The organism is Pseudonocardia spirodelae (assembly GCF_037727765.1).
Classification (GTDB): Bacteria; Actinomycetota; Actinomycetes; order Mycobacteriales; family Pseudonocardiaceae; genus Pseudonocardia; species Pseudonocardia spirodelae.
The window spans coordinates 108,961-134,844 of the sequence record NZ_JBBJUP010000009.1 but is presented as its reverse complement, the minus strand read 5'-3'; the positions used below and the strand labels follow the sequence as shown (position 1 = coordinate 134,844).

Genomic DNA, 25,884 nt, shown 5'->3' with positions numbered 1-25,884 from the left:
TCGGCGGGGGAGCGCGGCGCGGACGGGCCTGCCCCGTCAGACCGCCGTGACCGGCACGGTGTGCCGGCCGGTCGCGCCGTCGGGGATCGAGACCTGTTCGCGTCCGGTCTGCACCGTGCCCGTCCGGTCGGTCGCGCGCACGCTCAGGGTGTGCTCACCGGGTCCCAGTTCGATCTCGGTGCGCCACATCCGCCACGAGTCCACGCCGACCTCGGCGCCGAGCCGGGCCGGGACCCACGCCCCGCCGTCCACGGCGACCTCGACCCGGGTGATGCCGACGTGCGGCGCCCACGACGTCCCGGCGACCGCGACCCGTCCGGACGGCACCGTCGCCCCGGCTGCCGGGGTGTCGATCCGCGACTGGGTCTTCACCGGGCCCTCGCGGGCCCAGCCGCGCTCGGCCCAGTACGGGGTGGCCCCGGCCCAGGTCGTCACCTCGATGTCGGTGATCCACTTGCAGCCCGAGACGTAGCCGTAGAGCCCGGGGACGACCATCCGCACCGGGAAGCCGTGCTCCACCGGCAGCGCGGCGCCGTTCATGCCGAAGGCGAGCAGCGCCTCGCGGCCGTCGGTGACGACACGGACCGGGGTCCCGGTGGTGAACCCGTCGACGCTGGTGGACAGCAGCTGCTCGGCGCCGGGCCGCACGCCGGCCTCGGCGAGCAGGTCCGCCAGGCGCACGCCGGTGAAGCGGGCGTTGGACACCAGCGTCCCGCCCACCGGGTTCGAGACGCAGACCATCGTGACCGGGGCCTCGACGACCCGGCGCGACCGCAGGTCGGCCAGGGTCAGGGTGAGCTCGCGCTCGACCATCCCGTGCAGGCGCAGCGTCCAGGCCGCCGGGTCGACCCGGGGGACCTGCAGCGCGGTGTCGATCCGGTAGAAGTCCGCGGACGGGGTGAGCCAGGCCGGGGTGCCCGGCAGCGACGCGTCCGGGGGCAGCGAGGGCGCGGGCGGGGCCGGCGGGAGCGCGACGGCGGCGCCGCTCGTCGCGGGGGCGGCCGCGAGCAGCCGGCCGGCGGCCCCGGCGAGCAGCGAGCCCGCCGCGACCCCGCCGGCCAGGGCGAGCGCCCGGCGCCGCGACACCCCGGCGCCGTGCCGGGCCGGCCGGGCCGCCCCGGCCGCCGCGGCGCGCACCGCCGCGTACACCGCCGTCCCGACGAGCAGGGCGGCCAGCGGGGCGAGCAGGTCGACCGCCCGGAAGGTCGGCGCCAGCGTTGTCGTGACGAGCGCGACCGCCCCCGTCGCGACGACGACGGCGATCCCCGGACCGGGGCGGCGGCGCCCCGCCAGCCCGGCGAGGACGGCGAGCACGGCCAGCACCACCGCCATCCCGGTCAGCAGGGCGAGCTTGTCGCCCGTGCCGAAGGCGGCGATCGCGGCCTGCTTGAGCCACTCCGGTGTCAGCCGCACGAACCGGTCGCCGACCACCAGGAACGGCGACGACGCGGGCGCCACCAGCCCCGCGACCAGGTCACCGGCGGCGAGCGCCGACCCGACGCCGAGGATGCCCGTGAGCAACGCCCACGGCGTCGTCAGGGTGGTGGGTGCGCGGAGCGGGGCGACGGTCACACCCGGTCTTCGTACGACGGCGGGCCCGGGGTTCGCACCCCGGGCCCGCCGTGTGGAGCAGGTCGTCAGCTCTTCGGCATGAGGACCTTGTCGATCACGAACACGGTGGCGTTCGCGGTCGGGATGTTGCCGCAGAGGACGTTCGCGGTGTTGCCCTGGCCGTCGGTGACGGTGGGGGCCTCCGCGGTGCCGCCGATGGTCAGGTCGCCGCCGGCGAGCTGGTTCAGCGTCTTCTTCTCCACCAGGCCCGCGGCGTCCAGGCGCTCCGGGGTCACGTGGTAGGAGAGCAGGCCCTGCAGCCCGCTGGTGTCGGCCAGCAGGGCGTTGAACTTCTGCTCGCCCAGCTGCTTCTGCACGGCGGCGAAGGCGTCGTTCGCCGGGGCGAAGACGGTGATCCCCTTCTGCTGGTTCAGCGTGTCGGCCAGGCCCGGGACCTTGCCCACGGCGGTGACCAGCGTGGTCAGCAGCGGGTTGGTGCTCGCGGCGGTGGCGACCGGCTGCGGGCCCATCGAGTCCAGCGAGCCGGGCTCGTCGCCCTGGGGCAGCTTGCTGCAGGCCGGGCCGAACACGTCGGCGTTGGTGGTGACGCCGTCGGCGGCCGCGGGGGTCGAGGCGGGCGCGGAGGACGACGCCGGGGCCTGGGCGGCCGGCGCCGACGCCTCGCCGCCACCGCAGGCCGCGAGGCCGAGCGACAGGGAGGCGAGCAGGCCGACGGTGGCGAGGGTGCGAGTGACGCGCATTTCTCGTTCCTTTCGAGGAAACGGTTGTCCGACTCTGTCCTGTGTGGACTGTCGCTCTGTTGTTCGGGCGGTGCGGTGGATCGGTTCGGGGTCGTCCGGAACTTTTTCCACAATTTTCCGGATCGACGCCGGATCGGGTTCGGAAACGGTTCAGACGACGGTGACGATCGTGCTCGGCCAGCCGGTCGCGCCGTCCGGGATCGGGTCGGCGCGCGCCTCGGTCTGCACGTCGCCGCGCCGGTCGGTGGCCCGGGCGGTGAGGGTGTGGCCGCCGGCCGGCAGGTCGAGCTCGGCGCGCCACATCCGCCAGGTGTTCGGGGAGACCTCGGTCGCCAGTTCGGCGCGGACCCACGGGCCGTCGTCGGCGCGGACCTCGACGGCGGCGACACCGACCGGCTGCGCCCACGCGACGCCCGCGACCTGCACCCGCCCGGCGGGAAGCCGGGCGAAGCCCGCGGGGGAGTCGATGCGGCACTGGGTCTTGATCGGGGCGCGCTCGGCCCACCCGCGGTCGCGCCAGTACACGCTGCGCTCGGCGAAGGTCGTCAGCTCGATGTCGGCGAGCCACTTGGTCGCCGAGACGTAGCCGTACAGGCCGGGGACGACCATCCGGACCGGGAAGCCGTGCTCGGGCGGCAGCGCCTCGCCGTTCATCCCCAGCGCCAGCAGCGCACCCCGGCCGGGCTCGAGGACGGTCGCGGTCGGGGTGCCGGCGGTCCAGCCGTCGCGGCTGGTGGACACGATCTGGTCCGCGGCCGGGTCGACCCCGGCCTCGCGCAGCAGCGGGGCCAGCTCGACGCCGGTGAACACCGCGGTCGAGACCAGGTTCCCGCCGACCGTGTTGGACACGCACGTCATCGTGATCAGCCGCTCGACCAGGGGGCGTCGCAGCAGGTCGTCGACGGTGAGGACGAGCTCGCGACCGACCCGGCCGTGCACCCGCAGCGACCAGTCCTCGGCGCGGACCGCGGGGATCTGCAGCGCGACGTCGATCCGGTAGAACTCGGCGTTCGGGGTGACGAACGGGACGGTGCCGAGCCGCGGGAACGCGGCGGAGGCGGGGACCGGCGGGGCGCTCTCGGCGAGCGTGGCGGCGGCGAGCCGCGCGGTCAGCGCGGCGCGCGAGGCCGCCACACCTCCGGCCGAGGAGGCCAGGACCGCGCCCGCGCCGCCCGCGGCCAGCGACCCGGCGGCGACGGCGGCCGAGGCCCCGGCGAGCACGGTGCGCCGGGGCAGTCGGTGCCCCCCGGCGTCCGGTCCCGGTGCGGGCCGGCGCGCGAGACGGTCGAGACCGCGCTGCACGGCCAGCCCCACGACCAGCGCCGCGAGCGGTGCGGCGAGGTCGGCCGCGACGAGCACCGGCCCGGTGAGCACCGCCGCCACCGCGAGCAGCCCGAGCACGGCGACCGCCGCAGGCCCGACCGCGGGGCGCCGCCGGGCGGCGAGCCCGGCGAGGGCTCCCAGCAGCACCAGCAGCGCGCCGATCCCGGCCAGCAGGACCGGCTTGTCGGCCGTCCCGAAGGTGGACTTCGCGAACTCGACGACCGGCTGCGGCGAGAGCCGCACGACCGCGTCGCCGACGGCCACGAACGGCGACGAGGCGGGCGCGAGGAGTCCGGCGACGAGATGTCCCGCGGTGACCGCCGCGGTGACCGCGAGCAGTTCCACGACGATCGCGGCGGAACGCGACGGAACGGTGTCCGCGATTCCGCTCGCCCGGTTCTCGGTCAGCACGACCGTTGTTCGTCGGCCCCGCCGGGAACGGTTCGGACCGTTCGTCGTTCCGTCGTGGAACGGCGGGTCAGGCGAAACCGAGCGGGTCGGCGCCCGGCGCCGCCGGTGCCTCCGCGCCGAGCCCCTTCTCCGCGGCCACCGTGCGCACCGCGTCGATGACCAGCGGCAGCGCGGCCCGCCGGGCGGTGTTCGTCCGGTAAGCCAGCGACACGGTCCGGGTCAGCGCGTCGCCGAGCGCGACGATGTCGACACCCGGCGGGCGCAGCGCCAGGCCGAGGTCGGACACCAGGGTCACGCCGAGCCCGGCCGCGACCATCGCCATCGCGGTGGCCTGCTCCTCGACCTCGTGGTCGATGCGGGGCTCGAAGCCCGCACTCTGACAGGCGAGCCGGACGGCGTGCCCGAAGTGCGACCGCGCCGGGGAGACGATCCACGGGTGCTCGGCCAGGTCGGCGAGCATCACGCTCGCCGCGGGCACGGCACCGGCCGGGACGGCGGCGTAGAGGCGCTCGACCGCGATGACGGCGCGTTCGAGGCCCGCGTCCCACGTCATCGGGTAGTTGGAGTAGTCGATGACGAAGGACAGGTCGAGCGCGCCGTCGCGGACCGCGGCGGCCGTCGCCTCCGGCGCGAGCTCGCGGGTGCGCACCTCGATGCCGGGGTGGGTGCGCGCCAGCGCGGTCAGCGCGTCGGGCAGCAGGCCGGACGCGACCGAGGCCCAGACCCCCGCTGTGAGCTTGGCCGCAACGGTCTCCCCGGCCTCCTCCAGCGCCTGGGTGGCCCGCTCCACCGAGGCGAGGATCTCCTCGGCGTGCTCGGCCAGCAGGACCCCGAGGTCGGTGAGCTGGACCCGCCGTCCCCGCCGTTCGAACAGGCGGGTCCCGACGTCGCGTTCGAGCTGTGCGAGCTGCTGGGACACCGCCGACGCGGTGTAGTGCAGCGCGGTGGCCGCCGCGGTGATCGTCCCCCGCCGGTGCAGCTCACGCAGCATCCGCAGCCGCGGCAGGGACAGCTCCATGTGGAGGAGCTTATTGCGCTGTGCAGGAACGGTGAACAGCGCCGTGAATGATCCGTAAATGGACGCCGGGGCGCCCGCGCCCGCAACCTGGGGCCATCGGTCGGCGAACGAGGCGACCGGGGACGACGAGGTCCACGAACGGCAGACCGCGCGTCCCCAGGTGGCGACGACCGGTGCAGCACGACAAGGAGGTGGGTCGCCATGACGACGATGCAGAACCCGGCCGGGGGTACCCCGCAGACCGCGGCCACGGCCGTCCCCCACGTCCCCGGCGCCGCGGCACCCGCGGTCACCCCGGTCGTCCGCCGTCCCGAGCCCTACATGCGCCTGCAGTGGAACGACTCCGTGACCGGCGCCGTCGGCTACCTGGTCGTCCACACCCTGCGCGCCGGCCTCGCGACCGGCGGCACCCGCATGCGGGCCGGCTGCACGCTGTCCGAGGTCGAGGACCTGGCGCGCGGCATGGCCAACAAGACCGCCACGTTCGACCTGCCCATCGGCGGGGCGAAGGGCGGCATCGACTTCGACCCGAAGGACCCGCGCGCCGTCGAGGTGCTCGGGCGGTTCTGCGAGGCGATGCGCCCGTGGATCGACGCGCACTGGGTGACCGCGGAGGACCTCGGCGTCCCGCAGCACCTCATCGACGAGGTCTTCGAGTCCCTCGGTCTCGGGCAGAGCTACCACGCCGCCATCAGCCGCGCCGCGGACCCGGCGGCCACCCTGCAGCGGGTGCGCACCGGGCTGAAGGCCGAGGTCGACGGCGGGTTCGAGCTGGGCGACGTGATCGGCGGCTACGGCGTCGCCCACGCCTGCCTCGCCTCCGCCGTCTCCTGGGGCCAGGTCCCGGCCGACACCACGGTCGCGATCCAGGGCGTCGGCACGATGGGCGGCGCGGCCGCGTTCTACCTGCACGAGGCCGGCATGCGCGTCACGACGCTGGCCGACGCCGCGGGCACCCTGCACTGCGCCGACGGGCTCGACGTCCCGGCGCTGCTGGCGCTGCGCGACGGCTTCGGCGAGATCGACCGCTCCCGGCTCCCGGCGGGCGTCGAGCAGCTGCCGCGCACCGCGATCCTGTCCGCCGAGGTCGACATCCTCGTCCCGGCGGCGATCTCCTACGCGATCACCCCGGACAACTCCTACGACGTCCGCGCACGCGTCGTCGTCGAGGCCGCGAACGCCGCGACCACGCCCGAGGCGGAGGCCATGCTCGCCGCCCGCGGCGTGCCGGTGCTGCCGGACTTCGTCGCGAACGCCGGCGCCGTCGCGTGGGCCTGGTGGCTGCTGCTCGGCCAGGTCGACGACGACCCGGAGACCTCGTTCGACAAGCTCCGCACCGTGATGCACGCGAAGGTCGCGCAGCTGCTCGCCGCGTGGGCCGACCACGGCGTCACCCCGCGCGAGACCGGGCACCGCTGGGCCGACGACCCGGCGCCGGGGACCGGGCCGGTCGTCATCCCCTGACCGGACACGACCGCCGTGCTCAGCCGCGGCGGTCGTGCCGTCTGCGCTCGTCGCGGAACTGTTCGTCGTGGCGCAGCCGGGCCTCGACGTGCTGCTCGGCCCGGCGCGCCTCGCGGGTCGAGGCCGCCGCGCCGACCGGGTAGCCGGCCTTCATCACCCGGGTCTCGCAGGCCTCCACCATGTAGACCGTCGAGTAGAAGAAGCCGATCACCGCGCCGGAGGCGATCGCGCCGAGCCGCACCCACGACGGGCCCGGCACGACCAGGTACAGCACGACCAGCAGCGGGAGCAGCTGCACCGCGGTGCGGCTCAGGTGGCGCAGCACCCAGGTGCGGGTCGTGACGTCGTGCAGCACCCAGCGCCGGTGCCGCCGCGGCAGGCGGGCACCGAAGGCGTAGGCCAGCCAGCGGACCGGGTTCGGGCGGCGGATCTCCTCGCTCATCGTCGGTCTATGTTCCGGGATGACGGACCAGTACCGCGACCCGGTCCGTCCAGTGCCGGCCGCTGCCCTGCGGTGCGACGGTGATGCCGTCGGGTCCCGGCACCGGCTGCGGCAGCGGGCGGCCCCGCCCGGCGGCCGCGACGAGGTCGCGGACGCGCTGCCCGGCGCGGTGGTAGAACTCCAGCTGCACCGCGCGCCCGAACAGCCCGAACCCGAGCCGGTAGAGCGGGTTGGGGATGTGCGCGGGGCGCGAGAAGGCGCGGATGACGAACTCGACGTCGCCGGTCGTGAGGTCCTTGACCACCTCGTAGGTGAGCCGGCCGCGCTCCAGGTGGCCCTGCAGCGTCTCGTAGGTCCAGCCCCAGACGCGGCGGCCGTCGCGGACCTCGTCGACCAGTGCCGTCACCCGGACGCCCAGGTGGAAGCGCAGCGGGCCGAACCGGCCCTCCAGCAGCATGTCGCGCCCCATCAGGGGGTCGGTCGGGCGGAACGCGCCGCGCAGGCGCCGCGGGTCGGTGAACTGGTAGTCGCGCAGCGCGGCGCAGGCGCGCTCCCAGTCCCCGCCGGGCACCGGGTCCCCGGGCGTCTCGTGCCCGACGAGTGCGCGGCCGTGGTCGACGTGCCAGCGGGGGTCGTGGGCGTCGGCCGGGGCCTCGGCGTCGTCGAAGTTCACCGGCCGGGCGGCGAGGCCGTCGAGATCGGCGCGGCGGTGCTCGGGATCCGGGCGGCTCACGTGCGACGGGGACCCTTCTCCTCGCGGCGCATCGAGTCACCGATCAGCCAGAACATCGACGGCCACAGCCCGACGAAGATCGCGCGCCGCTCGGCGTTGCCGCGCTCGTCCTGGTCGACGGTCTTCGCGCGCAGCCACAACCCGATGGACAGGCCCACCGAGCCGAGGGAGAACCACTGGAGCTGGGCACCGCGCAGCCCGGCGCGGTGCAGGACACGTCCGACCGTCATGTCCTGTCCTTCCCCGCACCCGGGGGATGTAACCGCGCTCGCGGGGTACGCGGTGCCGTGCTGCGATGTGCGGATGAGAGGACGGCCCCGATGACCCACCGGCCCGACCCGGTGACCGGCGACCTGCGGTCCCGGCGCGTCGCCGCCGTGCTGCGCTGGCCGGTCGGCTGCGCGCTGGTGTCCTGGCGCTACTTCTGGCGGACGACGCCGATCCACCGCAGCGACGTCGCCGGTGACCTCGGCGACCTGCCGCCGGCCGCGCCCCGCGGCGCCGACGACGCCGACGTGCAGCGCCCGTCGGACGGGTACGGCACCCTGCTGCACCGCCGCTACTCGGTGCGCATCCGCGGCTCGCGGCTGTCCCCCGAGCAGCTGATCGAGCGCCTCGCCGCCGACCCCGACCGGTGGTCCCCGGAGTTTGCGGTGTTCCGCCGCACCCGCGGGGAGCCGGGGCACATGGCGGTCGGCGACGAGTTCCTCATCCGCATGCCCGGCCCGTGGGACGGCCCGGTCCGGGTCTGCTCGGCGGGGAAGTCGGCCTTCGCGTTCGTCACCCTGCGCGGGCACCTCGAGGCCGGGCGCATCGAGTTCCGCACCCGCCGCGACACCGACCGGCCGGACCTGCTGCGCTTCGACATCGAGTCCTGGGCGCGGCCCGGGGACCGGCTGTCGCACCTGCTCTACAACCGGCTGCGCGTCGCCAAGGAGGTGCAGCTGAACATGTGGACCCACGCCTGCATCCGCGCGGCACGCATCGCGGGCGGGCGCCCCGAGGGCGGGGTCACCGTCCGCACCCGCCGGTTCGAACCCGCCGACGACGGCGGCGTCGTGCGCGGCGGGGACCGGCCGCACGTGTCCTGACGTCCTCCGGCCCGGTCCCGCGGCACCGCGGGGCGGCCGCCCCTGTCGCCCGCGGCCCCGGCGGGGCAGACTCGCCGATCATGAGCACCGCCGCTCCCGCCTTCACCCAGATCGCCTACGACGTCACCGACCGGGTCGCCACGATCACGCTCGACCGGCCCGAGAAGCTCAACGCCTTCACCCCGACGATGGCCCGCGAGCTCATCGCCGCCTACGACACCGCCGACGCCGACGAGGACGTCCGCGCGATCGTGCTGACCGGGCGCGGGCGCGGGTTCTGCGCTGGCGCGGACCTGGGCCACGGCGGCGCATCCTTCGACCCCACCGACCCCCGGCGCGCCGCCGACCGCGCCGGCGTCGGCACCATCGGCGGCGCCCCGCGCGACGGCGGCGGCACCGTGACCATGCGGATGGCGTCGCTGCGCACCCCGGTGATCGCCGCCGTCAACGGCCCTGCGGTCGGCATCGGCGCCACGATGACGCTGCCCGCCGACGTCCGCCTCGCCGGCGCGTCCGCCCGGTTCGGGTTCGTGTTCGCCCGCCGCGGCCTGGTCCCCGAGGCCGCGTCGAGCTGGTTCCTGCCGCGGATCGTCGGGATCTCGCGGGCCATGGAGTGGGCCGCCACCGGCCGGGTGTTCGACGCCGCCGAGGCCCTCGACGGGCGCCTGGTGTCGCGGGTGCTGCCCGACGACGAGCTGCTCGGCGCCGCGTACGGCATCGCCCGCGAGATCGCCGAGAACACCTCCGCGGTGTCGGTGGCGCTGACCCGCCAGCTGCTGTGGGGGATGCTCGGCGCGCCGTCGCCGTGGGACGCGCACCGCGCAGACTCCGCCGCGATCGCGCACCTCGGGCAGGGCCGCGACGTCGCCGAGGGCGTCACGTCGTTCCTGGAGAAGCGCCCGCCGGCGTTCCCCGGCACCGTCTCGGGCGACTACCCGGACCACGTGCTGGAGCGCTGGCCCGCCCCGCCCGCGGACCTCGCGGACTAGGTGTCGTGACCCCGGAGCGCGGGAACCCGGCGCGGGCACGGAGCGCTCGCTCACCATCCGTTGCGCCGCAGCGGGGTCGTCTGTTCGGCTGAGCGGGTGGAGCGCACGGAGCTGACCCGGCGGCGGTGGCTGGACCACGGCCGCCTGTCGTCGCACGCCTGTCGCTGACCCCGACGTCAGCCCCTCCCGCACCGGGCCGCCCCGCGGCCCGTCGACCCCTCCGGCAGGTCCACCCATGTCCAGCACCACCTCCGGCACCGCCGCGCGCCCCGGGGCAACCCCGCGCCGCGCCGCCGTCGCCGGCCTCGTCGGCACCACCATCGAGTGGTACGACTTCTACCTCTACGCCACCGCCGCCGCCCTCGTGTTCGCGCCGCTGTTCTTCAGCGACGTCAGCCCGGCGGCCGGGGTGCTCGCCTCCTTCGCCACCTACGCGGTCGGGTTCGGCGCCCGGCCGGTCGGCGCCGTCGTCGCCGGGCACCTCGGGGACCGGGTCGGGCGGCGCGCCGTGCTGGTCGGGTCGCTGGTCCTGATGGGCGCGGCGACGACGCTCATCGGGCTGCTGCCCACCTACCCGGCGGCCGGGCTGCTCGCGCCGGTGCTGCTGGTCGTGCTGCGCCTGCTGCAGGGGCTGGCGGTCGGCGCGGAGTGGGCCGGGGCGGTGCTCATGGCCGTCGAGCACGCCTCGGGCGAGGAGCACGCGCGGCGGCGCGGCTTCTTCGGCAGCTTCCCGCAGATCGGCTCGGCGGCCGGGATGCTGCTCGCCTCGGGCGTCTACACCGGCGTGCTCGCCGTCGCCGGCCGGGAGGCGTTCCTGGCCGGGGCGTGGCGGATCCCGTTCCTGCTGAGCATCGTGCTGGTGGTGGTCGGGCTGGCGATCCGGCTGCGCCTGGCCGATCCCGCCGTGTTCACCGAGGCCCGCGACGCCGGCCGGCTCGCCCGCCGCCCCGTGCTGGAGGTGCTGCGCACCGACCGGCGCACGGTGCTGCTGACCATCGGGTCGCGGATCGCGCAGAACGCGCTCTACATCCTGGCCACCACGTTCGCGCTGACCTACCTGGCGCAGGGCACGTCCGCGTCGGAGACCGCGGGGCTCACGGCGGTCATCGTCGCCTCGGCCGTCGGGCTGGTCTCGACGCCGCTGTGGGCGGTGCTGTCGGACCGGATCGGCCGCCGCCCGGTGTACCTGGTGGGCGCGGTCGGGGCGCCGCTGTTCCTCGGGGTGTTCTTCCTGCTGCTCGACACCGGCTCCACAGTGCTGGTCGTGCTCGGCATGGTCGTGCTGGTCAACCTGTTCCACGACGCCATGTACGGCCCGCAGGCCGCCTGGTACGGCGAGCTGTTCGACACCCGCGTGCGCTACAGCGGCGCCTCGCTGGGCTACCAGGTCGGCTCCGTCGTCGCCGGGACGACGCCGCTGGTCGCGACCGCGCTGCTCTACGCGGGCGGCGGGCGGCCCTGGCTGATCTGGGCCTACCTGGCGGTGCTGTTCGCGGTGTGCGTCGTGTCGACGGTGCTGCTGCCCGAGACCCACCGCGACCGGCTGCGCGACGACCGCGAGAAGGTGCCCGCATGAGCCGCCGCATCCTGCTCAACGCCTTCGACATGGCCTGCGTCGGGCACCAGTCCGCCGGGCTGTGGCGCCACCCGTCCGACGAGGGGCACCGCTACACCGACCCGGCGCACTGGACGTCGCTGGCCCGGATGCTGGAGGACGGCGGGTTCGACGCGCTGTTCCTCGCCGACGTCCTCGGCGTCTACGACGTGTACGGCGGCTCCCGCGACGCGGCCGTCCGCGCCGCGGCGCAGGTGCCGCTGGCCGACCCGCTGCTGCTGGTCCCGGCGATGGCGGCGGTGACGTCGCGCCTCGGGTTCGGGGTGACGGTGTCGGTCGCCTACGAGCACCCCTACGCGCTGGCCCGGCGGTTCACCACGCTCGACCACCTCACCGGCGGCCGGGTCGCCTGGAACGTCGTCACGTCCTACCTGGACTCCGCGGCGCGCAACCTCGGCCGCTCCGGGCAGATCCCGCACGACGAGCGCTACGAGCTCGCCGAGGAGTTCCTGCAGGTCTGCTACAAGCTGTGGGAGGGCTCCTGGGCCGACGACGCCGTGGTCCGCGACCGCGAGCGCGGCGTGTTCACCGACCCGTCGAAGGTGCGCGACGTCGGCCACCACGGCCGCTGGTTCGACGTGCCCGGCGCGTTCCTGTGCGAGCCGTCGCCGCAGCGCACCCCGGTGATCTTCCAGGCGGGCGCCTCCCCGCGCGGCGCCCGCTTCGCCGGGACGCACGCCGAGGCGGTCTTCGTGTCCGGTCCCTCGCCCGCGGTGGTGCGCCGCTCGGTCGACGCGGTGCGCGCCGAGGCCGGGCGGGCCGGACGCGACCCGCGCTCCGTGCGGATCTTCGCGATGCTCACCGCGATCGCCGGGGAGTCCGACGAGGCCGCCCGCGCGACGCTGCGGGAGTACCTGGCGCTGACCGACCCCGAGGCCGCGCTGGCCCTGTTCGGCGGCTGGTCCGGGGTCGACCTGTCCGGCGCCTCGCCGGAGCAGAAGCTCGAGTACGTGCAGACCGAGTCGACCCGCTCGGCGCTCGCGTCCTTCACCGGCCCGGACCGCGACTGGACCGTCGGCGAGCTCGCCGAGTTCGTGACCGTCGGCGGGCGGGGGCCGGTCGTCGTCGGGTCCGGGGCCACCGTCGCCGACGAGCTGGAGCGCTGGGCCGACGAGGCCGACCTCGACGGGTTCAACCTCGCCTACGCCGTGACGCCCGGGACGATGCGCGACGTCGTGACCCACGTCGTGCCGGAGCTGCGCCGCCGCGGCCGGATGCCGGCCCCCGCCGACGCCGGCGGCCCCACCCTGCGCGAGCGCTACGGCACCGGCGACGGCGCCCGGCTGGCGGAGGACCACCCCGGTTCGGCGCACCGCACGCTCCCGTCGCGGCCCGCGTGATCGCCGGGAGTGGAGCGCAGGGTGCAGCCGACCCGCCCCGTCGCTCCACTCCCGCCGATCACCGCGGCGGCGCCCGGTCGTGGTCGCGTTCCGTGGCGCCCCGGGCCCGCCGGAGCCGGTTCCCGGCCCCGACCGGGTGGCCCTGCACCACCGACGCGTGACGTCGCGCGCCGGCCCGGTCCCGCCGTGGTCACCTCGGTCCCGATCAGGGTGTCGACCGGGGGAGTGCGGGCATGGCGGGGTGGACGGGCGGCCGGGGCGCGGTGGTGGCGGCCGCGCTGGCGATCGGCCTGCTGGTGCCGGTCACCCCGCGGGCGTCCGCCGTCCCCGTCCGCGTGGCCCCGGTCGCCGCGACCGCGGAACCCGTCGCCGCGCAGGCGCCCGCGATCACCCACCGCGAGGAGCGGGTCGACACCCCGGCCGGGCCGGTGACCGTCGACGTCGTCGTCGCCGACCTGCGCCGCCCCGAGCTGCGCGCCACCCTGCTCACCGGGGCGACCGTGGGGGAGCGGTCCTCGGTCCCGGCCCACGCGCAGCGCGGCGGCGCCGCCGCGGCGATCAACGGCGACTTCTTCGACCTCGCCCGCAGCAACGCACCGGCCGGCCCCTCGGTGCGCGACGGCCGCGCCCTCACCTCCGCCGTCCCGCCCGGGCGCCGCTACGCGCCGGCCGTCCCCGGCACCCGGCAGGGCGACGTGCTCGCCGTCGACGCCGACGGCACGCCGCGGCTGGACCGGCTCACCCTGGCCGCGTCGGCGACCGGCCCGGGCGGCCGGATCGGCGTCGACACCCTCAACGCCTACGCCGTGCCGGTCGACGGGATCGGGCTGTTCACCCCGGACTGGGCCGGGGACCGCGCCGCGGCCCTGTGCGGCAGCGACACCGACCGCGACGCGCCCTGCGCGCCGGACCGGGTCGAGGTCGTCGTGCGCGACGGCGCGGTGACCGCCGTCCGCCCGCCCGGCGCGGGCCCGGTCCCGGCCGGGGAGCAGGTCCTCGCCGGGCGCGACCGGGGCGCCGCGGCGCTGCGGGCGCTCGCCGTCGGCGACCGGGTGACCGTCCGCCAGGAGCTCACCGCGGAGTCCGGGACACCGCCGCGCACCGCCGTCGGGGGCAGCCCGATCCTGCGCGACGGCGCGCCCGTCGCCGGGCTCGACACCCGCTCGCGCGACCCGCGCAGCGCCGCCGGCTACACCGCGCAGGGACGTCTGGTCCTGCTCACCGCCGACGGCCGCGAGTCCACCTCGGTCGGGATCACGCTGGCCGAGACCGCCGAGCAGCTGCGCCGCGCGGGCGCGGTCGACGGCGTCAACCTCGACGGTGGCGGCTCGTCGACGCTGGTGTTCCGCGGGCAGGTCGTGAACACCCCGTCCGAGGACGCCTACCGGCTGGTGCCGAACGCGCTGGGCGTCGTGGAGAACTGAGCGTCCCCGTCGCGCGCGACGGTGACCCCGAGCATCGCGAACAGCTGGGCGACCAGCCAGTCCCGCAGCCCCGACCGGTCCGGCACCCGCCCCGCCTCCAGCCACGCCAGCACCGAGCCCTCGACCAGCGCCACCCAGCCGCGCAGCGTCATCAGCTGCAGCGCGCTCGGCTCGGGCACCCCGCCGCGCACGCACAGCAGGTCCACGATGTGGTCGCGCACCCCGTCGACCAGCGCGTCGGTCTCGCCGGTCGAGACGACCGAGCCGCTGCGCAGCAGCGCGACGTAGGCGCGCGAGTGCCGCCCGACGACGTCGAGGAACACGTCCAGCGCGTCGGCCAGCTGGTCGTCCAGCGCGCCGTCGCCGGGCAGCGCGACCCGGTCGATGAGCTCGTCGGCGACGCTGCCCAGCGCTGCGACGTGCAGCTCCTCCATCCCGGAGAAGTACCGGTAGAACAGCGCCCGGGACACGTCCGCGGCGCGCGTGACGTCCTCGACGGCGACCTCCTCGGGCGAGCGCGCGCCGTAGAGGTCCAGCGCGGCCGACACGAGCTGGGCGCGCCGCGCCTGCGGCGACATCCGTCGCGGGGATCGGGTGGGGGCGTCCGGCGGGGGCATCACCGGCCAGCGTACGGACACCGCGTCACCGGCCGAGGTCGACGACGATCCGCTCGCCCGCCGCGCGGCCCACGCACAGCGCGGTGCGGCCCGGCCCGGCCGGGTCGGCGACGGTGGTCCCCTCCAGCACCCGCACGTGGCAGGTGCCGCAGAAGCCCTGCCGGCACGAGTACGGCACGTCCGGGCGGACCTCGCGCACGGCGTCGAGCGCCGTGCGGTCGGCGGGCACCGCGATCTCGGGGCCGCCGGCGATCGCCACGGTGAACGGGCGGCCGTCGCGGATCGGGGGCGGGGAGAAGCGTTCGGAGTGGAAGCGCTGCCCGGCCGGCAGCGCCGCGCGCAGCGCCTCGATCATCGGCGGCGGCCCGCAGCAGTAGACCGCGGCCTCGGGGTCGGCGCCGGCGAGCAGGGCCCCGGCGGACGGCGGTCCGCCGGCGTCGTCGGGACGGCGCAGCACCCGGTCCGGCGCGAGCGCGGCCAGCTCGTCCGACAGCGGCATCGACGCGAGGTCCCGTCCGGTGTGCACCAGCCGCCACTCCACACCGGCGGCGTGCGCGTCGCGGACCATCGGCGCGATCGGGGTGATCCCGATGCCGCCCGCCACGAACAGGTACGCCGGCGCCGTGGCCAGCGGGAACGCGTTGCGCGGGCCGTGCAGGCGCAGCCGGGTGCCCGGGGTGAGCGCGTGCACCTGCGCCGACCCGCTGCCGCCGGGGACGGCGCGCACCGCGATGCGGTAGCGGCGCCGGTCGGCGGGGTCCCCGCACAGCGAGTACTGGCGCAGAAGTCCCGAGGGCAGCTCGACGTCGACGTGCGCACCCGGCCGCCACGCGGGCAGGTCGCCGTCGCCGTCGCCGACCAGGTCGAGCACCGCGACGTCGCGGCACGGGCGGGTCACGGCGCCGACGGTCACGGCCACGGTGCGGTCGACCTCGGTGACCGGTCGGCGGCGCCGCGCCCCGGCCGTCGCGAGGCCGGCGGTCAGCGTGGTCAGCGCGGACAGCGCCGTCGCCCCGCGGTGCGGGTGCGGCGGCGGCGCGACCCGGCCGGTGCGCAGCGGGGGCGTCACGCGGCGGCCCCGCCGGTGCCGTCAGCGGTGCCGGGACCGGTGCCGGTGCCCCCGGCGGGGTGCCCGGTCCCGGCGGCCCGCGCGGCGGGGGAGACGGCGAGGTAGGCGACGGCGGCGTCGGTGTCGCCGTGCGCGTCGGGGTGGAAGCGCGGGCTCAGGTAGGTCAGCACGGCGCGGGCGAACAGCCACGGGCCGGGCACCAGGCCGCGGCGGGCGGCGCGCAGGTAGTCCCGTACCCGGGCCCGGCGCTGCGGCGTCCCGCGCAGGTGCGGGTCGCGGGCGCACAGGTGCCGGGTGCCGTCGGCCCACAGCGAGGCGAGCGCCGGGCCGGTGACGAGCATCGCGCGGACCCGGCGCAGCCAGCGGCCGTCGAGGTGGACGTACAGGTCGTGGGCGACGTTGCGGTGCTCGACCTCCTCGGCGCCGTGCCAGCGCAGCATGTCCAGCATCTGCGGGTCGGCCCCGGCGCCGTCGAGGGCGGGGGAGTCGATGATCCAGGAGCCGAGCACCGCGGTGAAGTGCTCGATCGCGGCGATCATGCCGACCCGCTCGACCAGCCACGCGCGGGCCTCGTCGCCGGTCAGGCCGCGCTCGCCCAGCAGCTCACCGAAGATCCACTCGACCTGCTCGACGTAGCGGGTGACGTCGACACCGGCCGCGACGAGGTGGTCCAGCGCGCCCTGGTGCGACGTCGCGTGCACGGCCTCCTGGCCGATGAACCCGCGCACGTCCTCGGCCAGCGCCTCGTCGCGGACCAGGGGCAGGGCCTGGGAGAACACCTCGACGAACCAGCGCTCGCCCTCGGGCAGCAGCAGGTGCAGGACGTCGATCAGGTGCGAGGCGAACGGCTCGCCGGGGATCCAGTCGGTGCGCAGTCCGTCGAAGTCGAAGTGCACGTCGCGCGCCTGCAGGGAGATGCGGTCCTCGGTCACGGTGGCTCCTTCCGGGTGGGGCGGGGGTCAGCGGGCGCCGTCGACGCGGGCCAGCGCGCGGACGAGCCCGGGCGAGAGCCGCGACGCGAGCAGCCCGAGGTGCGCCTCGGCCGTCACCGGGGCGACGGGCAGGTCGCGCTCGACGGCGCGGACCAGCCGGGCCGCCACGCGCTGCGGGGTGTAGCCGCGACGGGTGTAGGCGGCGGCGGTGGTGCGGCGCCGCGCGGCCTGGGTGTCCTCGTCGGTGCCGGCGAAGCGGGTCGCGGCGACGATCGGGGTGTCGACGAAGCCCGGGCACAGCGCGGTGACCCCGACCCCGGCGCGGCCCAGCTCGGCGCGCAGGCACTGGGAGAGCATCAGCACCGCGGCCTTGGTGGTGGCGTAGGCGGGCAGCGACCGGGACGGCAGGTACGCGGCCGCCGAGGCGGTGTTGACGATCGTGCCGCCCTCGCCGTGCGCGGCGAGCAGGGCGCCGAAGTGCCGGCAGCCGTGCACCACGCCCCACAGGTTCACGTCGACGATGCGGTGCCACTCCGCGGCGGTGGTGTCGGCGAACGGCCCGGCCACCGCGATCCCGGCGTTGTTGACGACGAGGTCGGGGACCCCGTGCTCGGCCGCGACCCGCCCGGCGAGCGCGGCGACGGCGTCCTCGTCGGCGACGTCGAGCACCTCGGCGACCGCGCGGCCCGGCCCGTGCCGGCGCTCGACGAGCGCGACCGTGCCCGCGGCGCCCTCGGCCGAGACGTCGGCCACGACGACCCGCCCGCCCAGCTCGGCGACCCGCAGCGCGACCTCGCGCCCGATCCCGCTGCCCGCCCCCGTGACGACGGCGAGCCCGCCCGCCCAGCGCGACGCCCGGTCCGGCCGTCCCCCGGTGCGGACCAGCGCGGCGCCCCGCTCGCGGGCCCGGCGCAGCGCCGGGGCCTCGCCGTCCCCGCCCCGCGGGGCGGCGACGAGCTCGCGCACGCAGCGGGCGATCACCGCCGGGCGCCTGCGGACCATCCAGTGCCCGCCCGGCAGGTAGCGCACGCGCAGGTCCGTCGCGAACTCCGCGGCGCTGGTCGCCATCGCCGGGGTGACGTAGGCGTCGTCGCGCGGGGCGAGGATCTGCACCGGGACGCCGGTGCGCCGCGGGCGGGGCCGCCCCAGGCGGCGCGGGAGGTTGCGCCGGTAGAGCTCCAAGCCGTGCACGGCGTCGCGGACCGACGGTCGCGGGATCCGCTCGGAGCGGGCCAGGACCGAGCCCAGCAGCCCGCTGCGGATCATCAGCTCGGGCAGCACCGGCAGCCGGAACGCCAGCGTGTACCAGGAGTGCAGCGCCTGGGCGAGCACCGGGCGCAGGTCGCGGGGACGGCGCCGGCGCAGGAACAGCGCGACGTGGTCCAGGCACGGCCCGGAGATCGAGGTGAAGGAGGCGACGCGGCCGTCCAGCGCCGACGGCACGCCGTCCTCGGAGGTCACCGCATGCCAGGTCTGGATGGCGCCCCAGTCGTGGGCGAGCAGGTGCACCGGCTCGCCGGGGGAGACGGCGTCGCACACCGCGCGCAGGTCGGCGGCGAGCAGCTCCAGGTCGTAGCCCGCCTGCCCGCCGGGGGCGCCCGAGCCGCCGTGCCCGCGCACGTCGTAGGTGACCACGTGGTGGTCGGCGGCGAGGTCGGCCGCCACGGCGTCCCAGACGTGGCGGTCGTCGGGGTAGCCGTGCACGGCGACGACGGTGGGCGCGGCCGGGTCGCCCCGCTCCTCGACGACGAGCTCGAGCCCGTCGGTGGTCAGGACCGTCCGGGTGCCGGCGTGCACATCACTGTGAGACACCGCGTCATCGTAGAAAACCTGTCAACAACGGTCCAGTCGGAGCGGGTCACCCGTCCCGGGACACCGCGCCCACCGCCGGGCCCGCGTACGGCTCCCCGGCCGCCCACATGGCCCCCACCCGGGCGGCGACGGCGTCGTGCGCGGCGGCGGCGACCCCGGTCGTGCGGGCGACCCGGACCCCGGCCAGCGCGTAGAGCAGCTCGCCCTCCGCGCCCAGGTCCAGGTCGAGCACCCCGTGCACCCGGGCCAGCTCCTGCACCACCGCGGCCGGTGTCGCGGACGTCGCGGCGGCCGCGCGGCGCAGCGGTGCGTCGTCGGCGCCGGGCAGCCGCAGCGCGCCGAGCGCGGCGGCGAGCCCGCCGAGCGCGTCGACGTCGTCGGGCAGCACGGCCACCAGGCACAGGTCCGGGCACGGCCCCGGCTCGTAGGCGGGCCGCCGCTGGGCCGCGCGCAGCGGCGCGGCCAGCCGCGGCCAGGCCCGGACCGCGGCCGGGGTGGCGACCGGCGCGCCCGGGTCGCGGGCCAGCACCGCCAGCACGGTGCGCACGCGCCGGTCCACCCCCGCCCACGCCCGCGGTGTGCGGGGCACGGCGCGCAGCACCGTCGGCGTCCTCGCTGCGTCCATGGTCCCTCCCGCTGCCGCACGGCCCTCTCGTGGCAGCGGTCGCCCCTCCGCCGCCGGTCGTTACCGCGGATGGTCAGAACTGGGGACGGGGTACGTTGCGACGGTCCGCCCGCCGCCGCCGACCGGAGGTGCTCCCGTGCCCGCCGACCCACCCGCCTGGTTCACCGGTGCCCTCGCCGTCGACGCCGAGCCGGGCCGCACGCGGGCCGGCGGCGTGGAGATCGCCTACCGGAGCTGGGGTGCGCCGGGCGGGCCGGGCGTGCTGCTGGTACACGGCGGCGCGGCGCACTCGCGCTGGTGGGACCACGTGGCGCCGCTGCTGGTCGAGGGGACCCGGCGGGTCGTCGCGGTCGACCTGTCCGGGCACGGGGACTCGGGCCGGGCCCCGTCCTACGACCTGGAGCGCTGGGCCGGTGAGCTGCGCGCGGTGATCGCCGCCGCCGGTCTCGGCCCGCGCCCGACCGTGATCGGGCACAGCATGGGCGGGTTCGTGACGCTGACCGCCGCCCAGCGCTACGGCGACGAGCTCGCCGGCGCCGTCGCCGTCGACTCCCCGGTGCGGGACCGGTCGCCGGAGGAGCGGGCGGCCCGCGAGCAGCGCGCGTTCGGCCCGGCGCGGGTGCACGCCGACCGCGCCGCGCTGGTGGCCCGGTTCCGGACGATCCCCCCGCAGCCGGGGGACCTGCCGTGGGTGCACGACCACATCGCCGAGCACAGCGTGCGGGCCGTCGACGGCGGCTGGAGCTGGAAGTTCGACCCGGCGATCTTCGCGGGGATCGGGCTGACCCCCGGGCAGCTGGGCCGTCCCGGCTGCCGGGTGGCGCTGTTCCGCGCCGAGCACGGCCTCGTCCCGGCGGGTATGGGGGAGATGGTCGTGGACCGGATGGGCCGCCCGGCGCCGGTCGTCGAGATCCCCGGGGCCGGGCACCACGTGATGATCGACCAGCCGCTGGCGCTGGTGACCGCGCTGCGGACGTTGCTCGCGGACTGGGAGCACTCGGTCCCGCTGGTGGATAGGGTGGGCGCATGACCGAGCAGTCAGAGCTGACCGCTTCCGAGCAGGAAGTGGTCGTCGAACGGCGGGACGGCGTCCTGCTGATCACGATCAACCGGCCGCGCGCCAAGAACGCCCTGAACGAGAACGTGGCGCGCACCGTCGCCGCGGCCGTCGACGAGCTCGACGCCGACCCCGACCTGCGGGTGGGGGTGCTCACCGGGGCGGGCGGGGTGTTCTCCGCCGGGATGGACCTCAAGGCGTTCCTGCGCGGGGAGCGGCCCTCGGTGCCCGGGCGCGGGCTGTGCGGCATCACCCAGACCCCGCCGGCGACGCCGATGATCGCCGCCGTCGAGGGCTGGGCGCTGGCCGGCGGCTTCGAGATCATGCTGGCCTGCGACCTCGTTGTCGCCGGGCGGGGGGCGCGGTTCGGGGTGCCCGAGGTGAAGCGGTCCCTGGTGGCCGCCGCGGGCGGCGCCCTGGAGCTCGCGAACCGGGTGCCGCGGGCGCTCGCCCTGGAGATGCTGCTGACCGGCGACCCGATCGACGCCGCCCGGGCCGAGGCCGCGGGGCTGGTCAACCGGGTCGTCGACGACGGCACCGCGCTGGACGCGGCCCTCGAGCTGGCCGCGCGGATCGCGGTGAACGGGCCCCTGGGCGTCGCGGCGTCCAAGCGGATCGTGCGGGAGAGCCCGGGCTGGGGCGCCGACCGCTGGGAGCGCCACGACGCGATCGTCACCCCGGTCCTGACCTCGGCCGACGCCCGCGAGGGCGCGACCGCGTTCGCCGAGAAGCGCGACCCCGTCTGGACGGGGAGCTGACGCGCCTCAGGCGCCGAAGGCCTCCCAGATCAGGAACCCGTTCAGTCCCACCACGACCGCGGCGACGACGACCGCCGCGGCCGTGGTGACCCGGTGGTTGACCAGCCCGCCCATCACGTCCCGGCGGGCGGTCAGCCACACCAGCGGCACCAGCGCGAACGGGATGCCGAACGACAGCACGACCTGGGACAGCACCAGGGCCTGCGTCGGGTCGATCCCCAGGCCCAGCACGACCAGCGCCGGGGCCAGGGTCAGCAGCCGGCGCAGCAGCAGCGGGATCCGCCGGCGCAGGAACCCGGCCATGATCACCTGCCCGGCGTAGGTGCCGACCCCGGACGAGGCGAACCCCGAGGCGAGCAGCGCGATCGCGAACCCGTACGCGGCGACGGCGTCGAGCTCGGTGCCCAGCCCGGCGAAGATCCCCTCCAGGGTGTCGGTGCCCGGCACCGCCGAGCCGGCGAACAGCGCCGCCGCGACGACGAGCATCGACAGGTTGACCAGGCCGGCCAGCCCCATCCCGAGCACGATGTCGGTGCGCCCGACGCGGAGCAGGAACCGGGTGTCCTCCGGTCCGCGGGCGACCAGCCGGCGCTGGGTCAGCGCCGAGTGCAGGTAGATGACGTGCGGCATGACCGTCGCGCCGAGGATGCCGGTGGCGAGCACCAGCGAGCCGATGCCGTCGAAGCCGGGGACCAGGCCCGCGGCCAGCGCCGGGCCGTCGACGTCGGTGCGCACCAGGGTCGACACCAGCCCGACCAGGATGATCGCGAGCAGGAACACGATCGCCCGCTCGAACGGCCGGTGCCCGCGCGACTGCAGCCCGAGCAGGACGAACGCGATCAGCCCGGTGACCAGCCCGCCGGTGAACAGCGGGATCCCGAACAGCAGGTGCAGCGCGACCGCCCCGCCGATCACCTCGGCGAGGTCGGTGGCGATCGCGACCAGCTCGGCCTGGGCCCACATGAACCGGTTGCGCCACGGCGTGAGGTGCTCGCGGCACAGCTCGGGCAGGTTCTTCCCCGTCGCCAGGCCGAGCTTGGCCGAGAGCGACTGGATCAGCATCGCCATCAGGTTCGCGACGACGATCACCCAGACCAGCAGGTAGCCGTAGCCGGCGCCGGCGGAGAAGTTCGTCGCGAAGTTGCCGGGGTCGACGTAGGCGACGGCGGCGACGAACGCCGGGCCGAGCACCGCGAGCCGGCCCCGCCAGCCGCGCCGGCGCAGCTGCTCGACCGTCACCGGCTCCGCGGTGTCCGTACCCGTCATGTGCGCCCCCCGCAGCGTGGATGAGGTCCGACGAAGACGAAGTGTAGGCGTGACTAACTCCGAGCGGGAGTCCCTCCCGCGTCACAGCCTCCGGTGCATCACGTGCAGGCCGGTGGTCGTGCCGTCGGGGAGGGTGAACGCGTCGGGCACGATGCCGACGGTGGCGAAGCCGAGCGAGTGCCACAGCGCCACCGCGCGGGTGTTGGTCTGCACCACGGCGTTGAACTGCATGGCGGAGTGACCGGCGGCGCGGGCGAGCTCCAGCACGTGCTCGCCGAGCGCGCGCCCGGTGCCGCGCCCGGCCCGCGCGGGGTCGACGGCGAAGCTCGCGGTCGCCACGTGCGAGCCCGGTCCGGGCTGGTTGGGGCCGGTCTTGGCCGTCCCGACGACGGTGTCGCCCTCGACGGCGACCACCACGCGTGCGGGCGCGGGCCGGAACCACATCCCCCGGATCCAGTCGTCGTCGGCGTCGGGCGGGACGGTGTAGGTGCGGCCCTCGGCGAAGATCGGGCGCAGGATCGCCAGGATGGCCGGCCGGTCGTCGTCGGTCGCGTCGCGGATGTGCACGGGCTCAGGGTAGGTAGAGGTCGCGCGGGCCGGTGTCGAGCGCCTCGACGTCGCCGGCGGTGTGCTCGGCGAGCCAGGCGGCGAAGGCCCCGGTGGCGGTCTCGGGCACGGCGACGGTCAGCGTGACGTCGGCGCCGTGCTCGACCCCGCACAGCCGGTAGGGCGAGTGCCGCAGGTCGTGCTCCAGGCGTCCGGCCCGGTCGTGGCCGACGGCGAGCAGCAGCTCGCGGTGACGCACGCGGCGCAGCTCGCCGACGGTGTCCAGGGTGGCGGCGAGCACCCCGGAGTAGGCCCGGACCAGCCCGCCCGCGCCGAGCCTCGTGCCGCCGAACCAGCGCGAGACCACCGCGACGACGTCGGTCAGCCCGCGGCGGGTGAGCACCTCCAGCATCGGGACGCCCGCGGTGCCCGAGGGCTCGCCGTCGTCGCTGCTGCGGGCGGCCAGGTCCCCGGTGGCCGGGTCGCCGATCCGCAGCGCGGTGCAGTGGTGGGTGGCGTCGGGACCGGCACGGCGGACCCGGTCGATCACGGCCTGCGCGGCGTCGACGGCGTCGACGCGGGCGACGGTGCAGCGGAAGCGGGAGCGCGCGATCTCGATCTCGTGCGTGCCGTCCCGGGCGATCACCCGCACGTCGTGCCGCCCCCGGCGACCCGGCTCACATCGTGACCGCGCTCGCGATCGGCAGCGCGTCGGGATCGATTCAGTGCATGCTGGACGTGTCCGGTGAGGAGGCCGCCCGCCCCACCCGGCGCGTGGCTCCCTCGCTCCCGTACGACGACGAAGGGAACACCACCCATGAGCGACACCCTCCGCACCCTGCGTTCCGGCCTGACCCGCGTGGCCCGCCGGGTCGACGACTGGACCCTCGCGGCGTTCAACCCGGTCTACCCGACCCCGGCCGGCCGGGAGCGCTGAGCACCCCCGGCCGACCGGCGGCGGTCAGTCCTGCGTGGGCGGGGCCAGCCGCAGCGGCCGCAGGTACACCCACAGCACGAACAGCGCACCGATGACGAGCATGCCGATCCCGGTGTCGAGGTTGAGGTTCGTCCCGCCGGTCTTGGCCAGGTTCTCCGGGTCGTCGCCCGAGACGATGCCCATGATCAGCAGGACGATGCCGTAGACCCCGAACAGCAGGGCGATCACCGACCGCAGGTCGAACAGGTTGGCCGCGGTCGAGGAGACCGGGGCGTCGGACCCGGCGTGGTCGCCGGGGTGGTTCTCGGTCATGTCAGGTCTCCGCTCAGCCGAACGCGACGTAGAGGACGACGGTCAGGGCCAGCACCACCGCACCGAGCACGCCCGGGCTGCGGTACCAGCCGGCGTCGTCGCCCTCGGTGGAGTGCGTGCGGGCCTCCTTCGGGGTGAGGCTCCAGGTCAGGCCGACGAGCTCGGAGTCCGGCTTCGGCTGCGTGACCATCGAGACCGCCGCCGAGACGCCGACGCCGACCACGAAGGCCGCGATGGCGCCCACGAAGCTTCCCGCCTGGCTCGACATCGAGAACACCCCGGTCCGGACCAGGACGTCGACGACGACCGCCGCGGCGGTACCGGACAGCAGGCCGATCCAGGCCGAGGGCCCGGTCATCCGCTTCCAGAACAGGCCGAGGATGAAGATCGCGAACAGCGGCGCGTTGAAGAAGCTGAACAGGGACTGGATGTAGTCCATCAGGTTCTGCGAGCCGGACGCGATGAACGCCGTCCCGATCGCGAGCACGCAGCCGACGATCGTGACCAGCCGCCCGACCGACAGGTAGTACCGGTCGGAGCGGTCCGGGCGGACCCAGTCCTGCCAGATGTCGTAGGTGAACACGGTGTTGAACGAGCTGATGTTCGCCGCCATGCCCGCCATGAACGCGGCCAGCAGGCCGGCGATCGCGACGCCGAGGATCCCGTTGGGCAGGACCTCCTTCATCAGCAGCGACAGCGCGTTGTTGTAGGTGATGCCCTCCACGGCGTCGCCGCCGCCGGTCTTCACCGCGGCGATCTGCGGGACCAGGATCCCGGCGATCATGCCCGGGGTCACGATGACCAGCACGACCAGCGCCTTCGGGAACGCGCCGATGATCGGCGTGCGCCGCGCGGCGGACATCGACTTGGCCGACAGTGCGCGCTGGACCTCGGCGAAGTTGGTGGTCCAGTAGCCGAAGGACAGCACGAAGCCCAGACCGAACACGATGCCCAGCACCGACAGGAACGGGTTGGCGATCTCGGTCAGCGGGGTGCCCGGCCAGGCGTTGAGGTCGGCACCGCCGCTCGGGCCCTCGGTGACCGCGCGGGTCAGCCCGTCCCAGCCGCCGACCCGGTTGAGCCCGGCGACGGTGAGCGGGATGAGCAGCGCGAGGATCACGAAGAACTGCAGGACCTCGGTGTAGATGGCCGCGGACAGCCCGCCCAGCGAGATGTAGCCGAGCACGACGACCGCGGCGACCGGGATCGCGACGTAGAGCGACCAGCCGAGCAGTGCCTCGAGCACCAGGCCGAGGGAGAACAGGTTGACCCCGGCGATGAGGATCGACGCGACCGCGAAGATCACGGCCTGCACCCGCTGCGTGGTCTTGTTGAACCGCTTGAGCAGGAACTCCGGGACGCTGCGGGCCTTCGAGCCGTAGTAGAACGGCATCATCACGATGCCCAGGAACACCATCGCCGGGATCGCGCCCAGCCAGTAGTAGTGCACCGTCGGGATGCCGAACTGGGCGCCGTTGGCGACCATGCCGATCAGCTCGATCGCGCCCAGGTTGGCCGAGATGAACGCCAGCCCGGTGATCCAGGCCGGCATCGAGCGGCCGGACAGCAGGAAGTCCAGGCTGGACGACACCGACCGGCGGGCCGCGAAGCCGATGCCGAGCACCAGGACGAAGTAGAAGGCGACCAGCAGGTAGTCGACCAGGTTCGGGTTGAGCCGGAGGACCTCCTGGGCGGTCATGCCGCGTCCTCCCGGGTCGTCCGCGGGGCCCGCCGGCCCGTCTCGCGATGGTCCATCTCGGAAAGCTCCTCGCCGTCGAGTGCGTGTGCGGT

Annotated in this window: 25 protein-coding genes; 8 read left to right on the top strand and 17 right to left on the bottom strand. The window is 75.9% G+C overall.

Annotated features, from left to right (window positions below):
• Positions 1 to 36: 36 nt before the first annotated feature.
• From WJX68_RS13105 to WJX68_RS13090, 4 genes are all read right to left on the bottom strand, one after another.
• Positions 37 to 1,572, bottom strand: coding sequence for a molybdopterin-dependent oxidoreductase (locus tag WJX68_RS13105; protein ID WP_340290318.1), 1,536 nt, complete (start codon positions 1,570 to 1,572; stop codon positions 37 to 39).
• Between the two features lie 65 nt (positions 1,573 to 1,637).
• On the bottom strand, positions 1,638 to 2,312 hold the full coding sequence (locus tag WJX68_RS13100) for a fasciclin domain-containing protein (RefSeq protein WP_340290315.1): 675 nt from the start codon (positions 2,310 to 2,312) through the stop codon (positions 1,638 to 1,640).
• A gap of 150 nt (positions 2,313 to 2,462) precedes the next feature.
• Positions 2,463 to 4,046: a molybdopterin-dependent oxidoreductase gene (locus WJX68_RS13095; RefSeq protein WP_340290312.1), complete on the bottom strand. Its 1,584-nt coding sequence runs from the start codon at positions 4,044 to 4,046 to the stop codon at positions 2,463 to 2,465.
• A 67-nt stretch (positions 4,047 to 4,113) separates the two neighbouring features.
• Positions 4,114 to 5,064 (bottom strand): LysR family transcriptional regulator, encoded by a 951-nt coding sequence (locus WJX68_RS13090; RefSeq protein ID WP_340290309.1) that lies wholly within the window; start codon positions 5,062 to 5,064, stop codon positions 4,114 to 4,116.
• Between the two features lie 321 nt (positions 5,065 to 5,385).
• Between WJX68_RS13090 and WJX68_RS13085 the strand changes: the two genes are divergently transcribed.
• Complete coding sequence (locus WJX68_RS13085) at positions 5,386 to 6,528, top strand: Glu/Leu/Phe/Val dehydrogenase dimerization domain-containing protein (protein ID WP_340290565.1); 1,143 nt, start codon at positions 5,386 to 5,388, stop codon at positions 6,526 to 6,528.
• A gap of 19 nt (positions 6,529 to 6,547) precedes the next feature.
• On the opposite strand, the gene WJX68_RS13080 is transcribed toward WJX68_RS13085, so the two are convergent.
• The 3 genes from WJX68_RS13080 to WJX68_RS13070 are packed head-to-tail and all read right to left on the bottom strand — an operon-like array spanning position 6,548 to position 7,933.
• Complete coding sequence (locus WJX68_RS13080; RefSeq protein ID WP_340290307.1) at positions 6,548 to 6,970, bottom strand: DUF5313 family protein; 423 nt, start codon at positions 6,968 to 6,970, stop codon at positions 6,548 to 6,550.
• Positions 6,971 to 6,977: 7 nt separating this feature from the next.
• Positions 6,978 to 7,703, bottom strand: a complete 726-nt coding sequence (locus WJX68_RS13075; RefSeq protein ID WP_340290305.1) for a DUF1990 domain-containing protein — start codon at positions 7,701 to 7,703, stop codon at positions 6,978 to 6,980.
• Entirely contained in the window at positions 7,700 to 7,933 is a 234-nt protein-coding gene (locus WJX68_RS13070) for a hypothetical protein (RefSeq protein ID WP_340290303.1), read from the bottom strand. Before WJX68_RS13070 ends, WJX68_RS13075 begins: the two co-directional genes overlap by 4 nt.
• 90 nt (positions 7,934 to 8,023) lie before the next feature.
• Between WJX68_RS13070 and WJX68_RS13065 the strand changes: the two genes are divergently transcribed.
• The 5 genes from WJX68_RS13065 to WJX68_RS13045 all read left to right on the top strand — a co-directional run bounded on the left by WJX68_RS13065 (position 8,024) and on the right by WJX68_RS13045 (position 14,162).
• Entirely contained in the window at positions 8,024 to 8,794 is a 771-nt protein-coding gene (locus tag WJX68_RS13065) for a DUF1990 family protein (RefSeq protein ID WP_340290301.1), read from the top strand.
• An 80-nt stretch (positions 8,795 to 8,874) separates the two neighbouring features.
• Positions 8,875 to 9,783 carry a crotonase/enoyl-CoA hydratase family protein gene (locus tag WJX68_RS13060; RefSeq protein WP_340290299.1) on the top strand — a complete coding sequence of 303 codons (909 nt, stop codon included), beginning with the start codon at positions 8,875 to 8,877 and terminating at the stop codon, positions 9,781 to 9,783.
• A 235-nt stretch (positions 9,784 to 10,018) separates the two neighbouring features.
• The gene (locus WJX68_RS13055; protein ID WP_340290297.1) at positions 10,019 to 11,359 is read left to right on the top strand and encodes an MFS transporter; all 1,341 of its coding nucleotides are present in this window, start codon (positions 10,019 to 10,021) and stop codon (positions 11,357 to 11,359) included.
• A complete protein-coding gene (locus WJX68_RS13050) occupies positions 11,356 to 12,738 on the top strand; it encodes an LLM class flavin-dependent oxidoreductase (RefSeq protein WP_340290294.1) in 1,383 nt (460 codons plus the stop codon). The genes WJX68_RS13055 and WJX68_RS13050 overlap by 4 nt, the downstream gene beginning before the upstream one ends.
• A 233-nt stretch (positions 12,739 to 12,971) precedes the next feature.
• On the top strand, positions 12,972 to 14,162 hold the full coding sequence (locus WJX68_RS13045) for a phosphodiester glycosidase family protein (protein ID WP_340290292.1): 1,191 nt from the start codon (positions 12,972 to 12,974) through the stop codon (positions 14,160 to 14,162).
• Here WJX68_RS13045 and WJX68_RS13040 read toward each other — a convergent pair.
• The 5 genes from WJX68_RS13040 to WJX68_RS13020 are packed head-to-tail and all read right to left on the bottom strand — an operon-like array spanning position 14,120 to position 19,217.
• Complete coding sequence (locus WJX68_RS13040) at positions 14,120 to 14,779, bottom strand: TetR/AcrR family transcriptional regulator (protein WP_340290290.1); 660 nt, start codon at positions 14,777 to 14,779, stop codon at positions 14,120 to 14,122. The two genes, WJX68_RS13045 and WJX68_RS13040, sit on opposite strands and share 43 nt — an antisense overlap.
• A gap of 25 nt (positions 14,780 to 14,804) precedes the next feature.
• A complete protein-coding gene (locus WJX68_RS13035; RefSeq protein ID WP_340290287.1) occupies positions 14,805 to 15,848 on the bottom strand; it encodes a PDR/VanB family oxidoreductase in 1,044 nt (347 codons plus the stop codon).
• A complete protein-coding gene (locus WJX68_RS13030; protein WP_340290284.1) occupies positions 15,845 to 16,780 on the bottom strand; it encodes a metal-dependent hydrolase in 936 nt (311 codons plus the stop codon). Before WJX68_RS13030 ends, WJX68_RS13035 begins: the two co-directional genes overlap by 4 nt.
• Positions 16,781 to 16,807: 27 nt before the next feature.
• Entirely contained in the window at positions 16,808 to 18,592 is a 1,785-nt protein-coding gene (locus WJX68_RS13025) for an SDR family oxidoreductase (RefSeq protein ID WP_340290281.1), read from the bottom strand.
• 46 nt (positions 18,593 to 18,638) lie between these two features.
• Complete coding sequence (locus WJX68_RS13020; protein ID WP_340290278.1) at positions 18,639 to 19,217, bottom strand: hypothetical protein; 579 nt, start codon at positions 19,215 to 19,217, stop codon at positions 18,639 to 18,641.
• A 136-nt stretch (positions 19,218 to 19,353) separates the two neighbouring features.
• Here WJX68_RS13020 and WJX68_RS13015 point away from each other — a divergent pair, with 136 nt between their 5' ends.
• Positions 19,354 to 20,247, top strand: a complete 894-nt coding sequence (locus WJX68_RS13015) for an alpha/beta fold hydrolase (protein WP_340290275.1) — start codon at positions 19,354 to 19,356, stop codon at positions 20,245 to 20,247.
• Positions 20,244 to 21,032: a crotonase/enoyl-CoA hydratase family protein gene (locus WJX68_RS13010; protein ID WP_340290272.1), complete on the top strand. Its 789-nt coding sequence runs from the start codon at positions 20,244 to 20,246 to the stop codon at positions 21,030 to 21,032. The genes WJX68_RS13015 and WJX68_RS13010 overlap by 4 nt, the downstream gene beginning before the upstream one ends.
• A 6-nt stretch (positions 21,033 to 21,038) precedes the next feature.
• Here the strand turns inward: WJX68_RS13010 and WJX68_RS13005 are convergent, their stop codons facing one another.
• The 5 genes from WJX68_RS13005 to WJX68_RS12985 all read right to left on the bottom strand — a co-directional run bounded on the left by WJX68_RS13005 (position 21,039) and on the right by WJX68_RS12985 (position 25,792).
• Positions 21,039 to 22,298 (bottom strand): Nramp family divalent metal transporter, encoded by a 1,260-nt coding sequence (locus tag WJX68_RS13005; protein WP_340290269.1) that lies wholly within the window; start codon positions 22,296 to 22,298, stop codon positions 21,039 to 21,041.
• Positions 22,299 to 22,379: 81 nt separating this feature from the next.
• On the bottom strand, positions 22,380 to 22,865 hold the full coding sequence (locus WJX68_RS13000) for a GNAT family N-acetyltransferase (RefSeq protein WP_340290266.1): 486 nt from the start codon (positions 22,863 to 22,865) through the stop codon (positions 22,380 to 22,382).
• A gap of 4 nt (positions 22,866 to 22,869) precedes the next feature.
• Positions 22,870 to 23,496 carry an IMPACT family protein gene (locus tag WJX68_RS12995; RefSeq protein WP_340290263.1) on the bottom strand — a complete coding sequence of 209 codons (627 nt, stop codon included), beginning with the start codon at positions 23,494 to 23,496 and terminating at the stop codon, positions 22,870 to 22,872.
• Between the two features lie 309 nt (positions 23,497 to 23,805).
• Positions 23,806 to 24,093, bottom strand: a complete 288-nt coding sequence (locus tag WJX68_RS12990) for a hypothetical protein (RefSeq protein WP_340290260.1) — start codon at positions 24,091 to 24,093, stop codon at positions 23,806 to 23,808.
• Between the two features lie 13 nt (positions 24,094 to 24,106).
• Positions 24,107 to 25,792, bottom strand: a complete 1,686-nt coding sequence (locus tag WJX68_RS12985; protein ID WP_340290258.1) for a sodium:solute symporter family protein — start codon at positions 25,790 to 25,792, stop codon at positions 24,107 to 24,109.
• Positions 25,793 to 25,884: the final 92 nt, after the last annotated feature.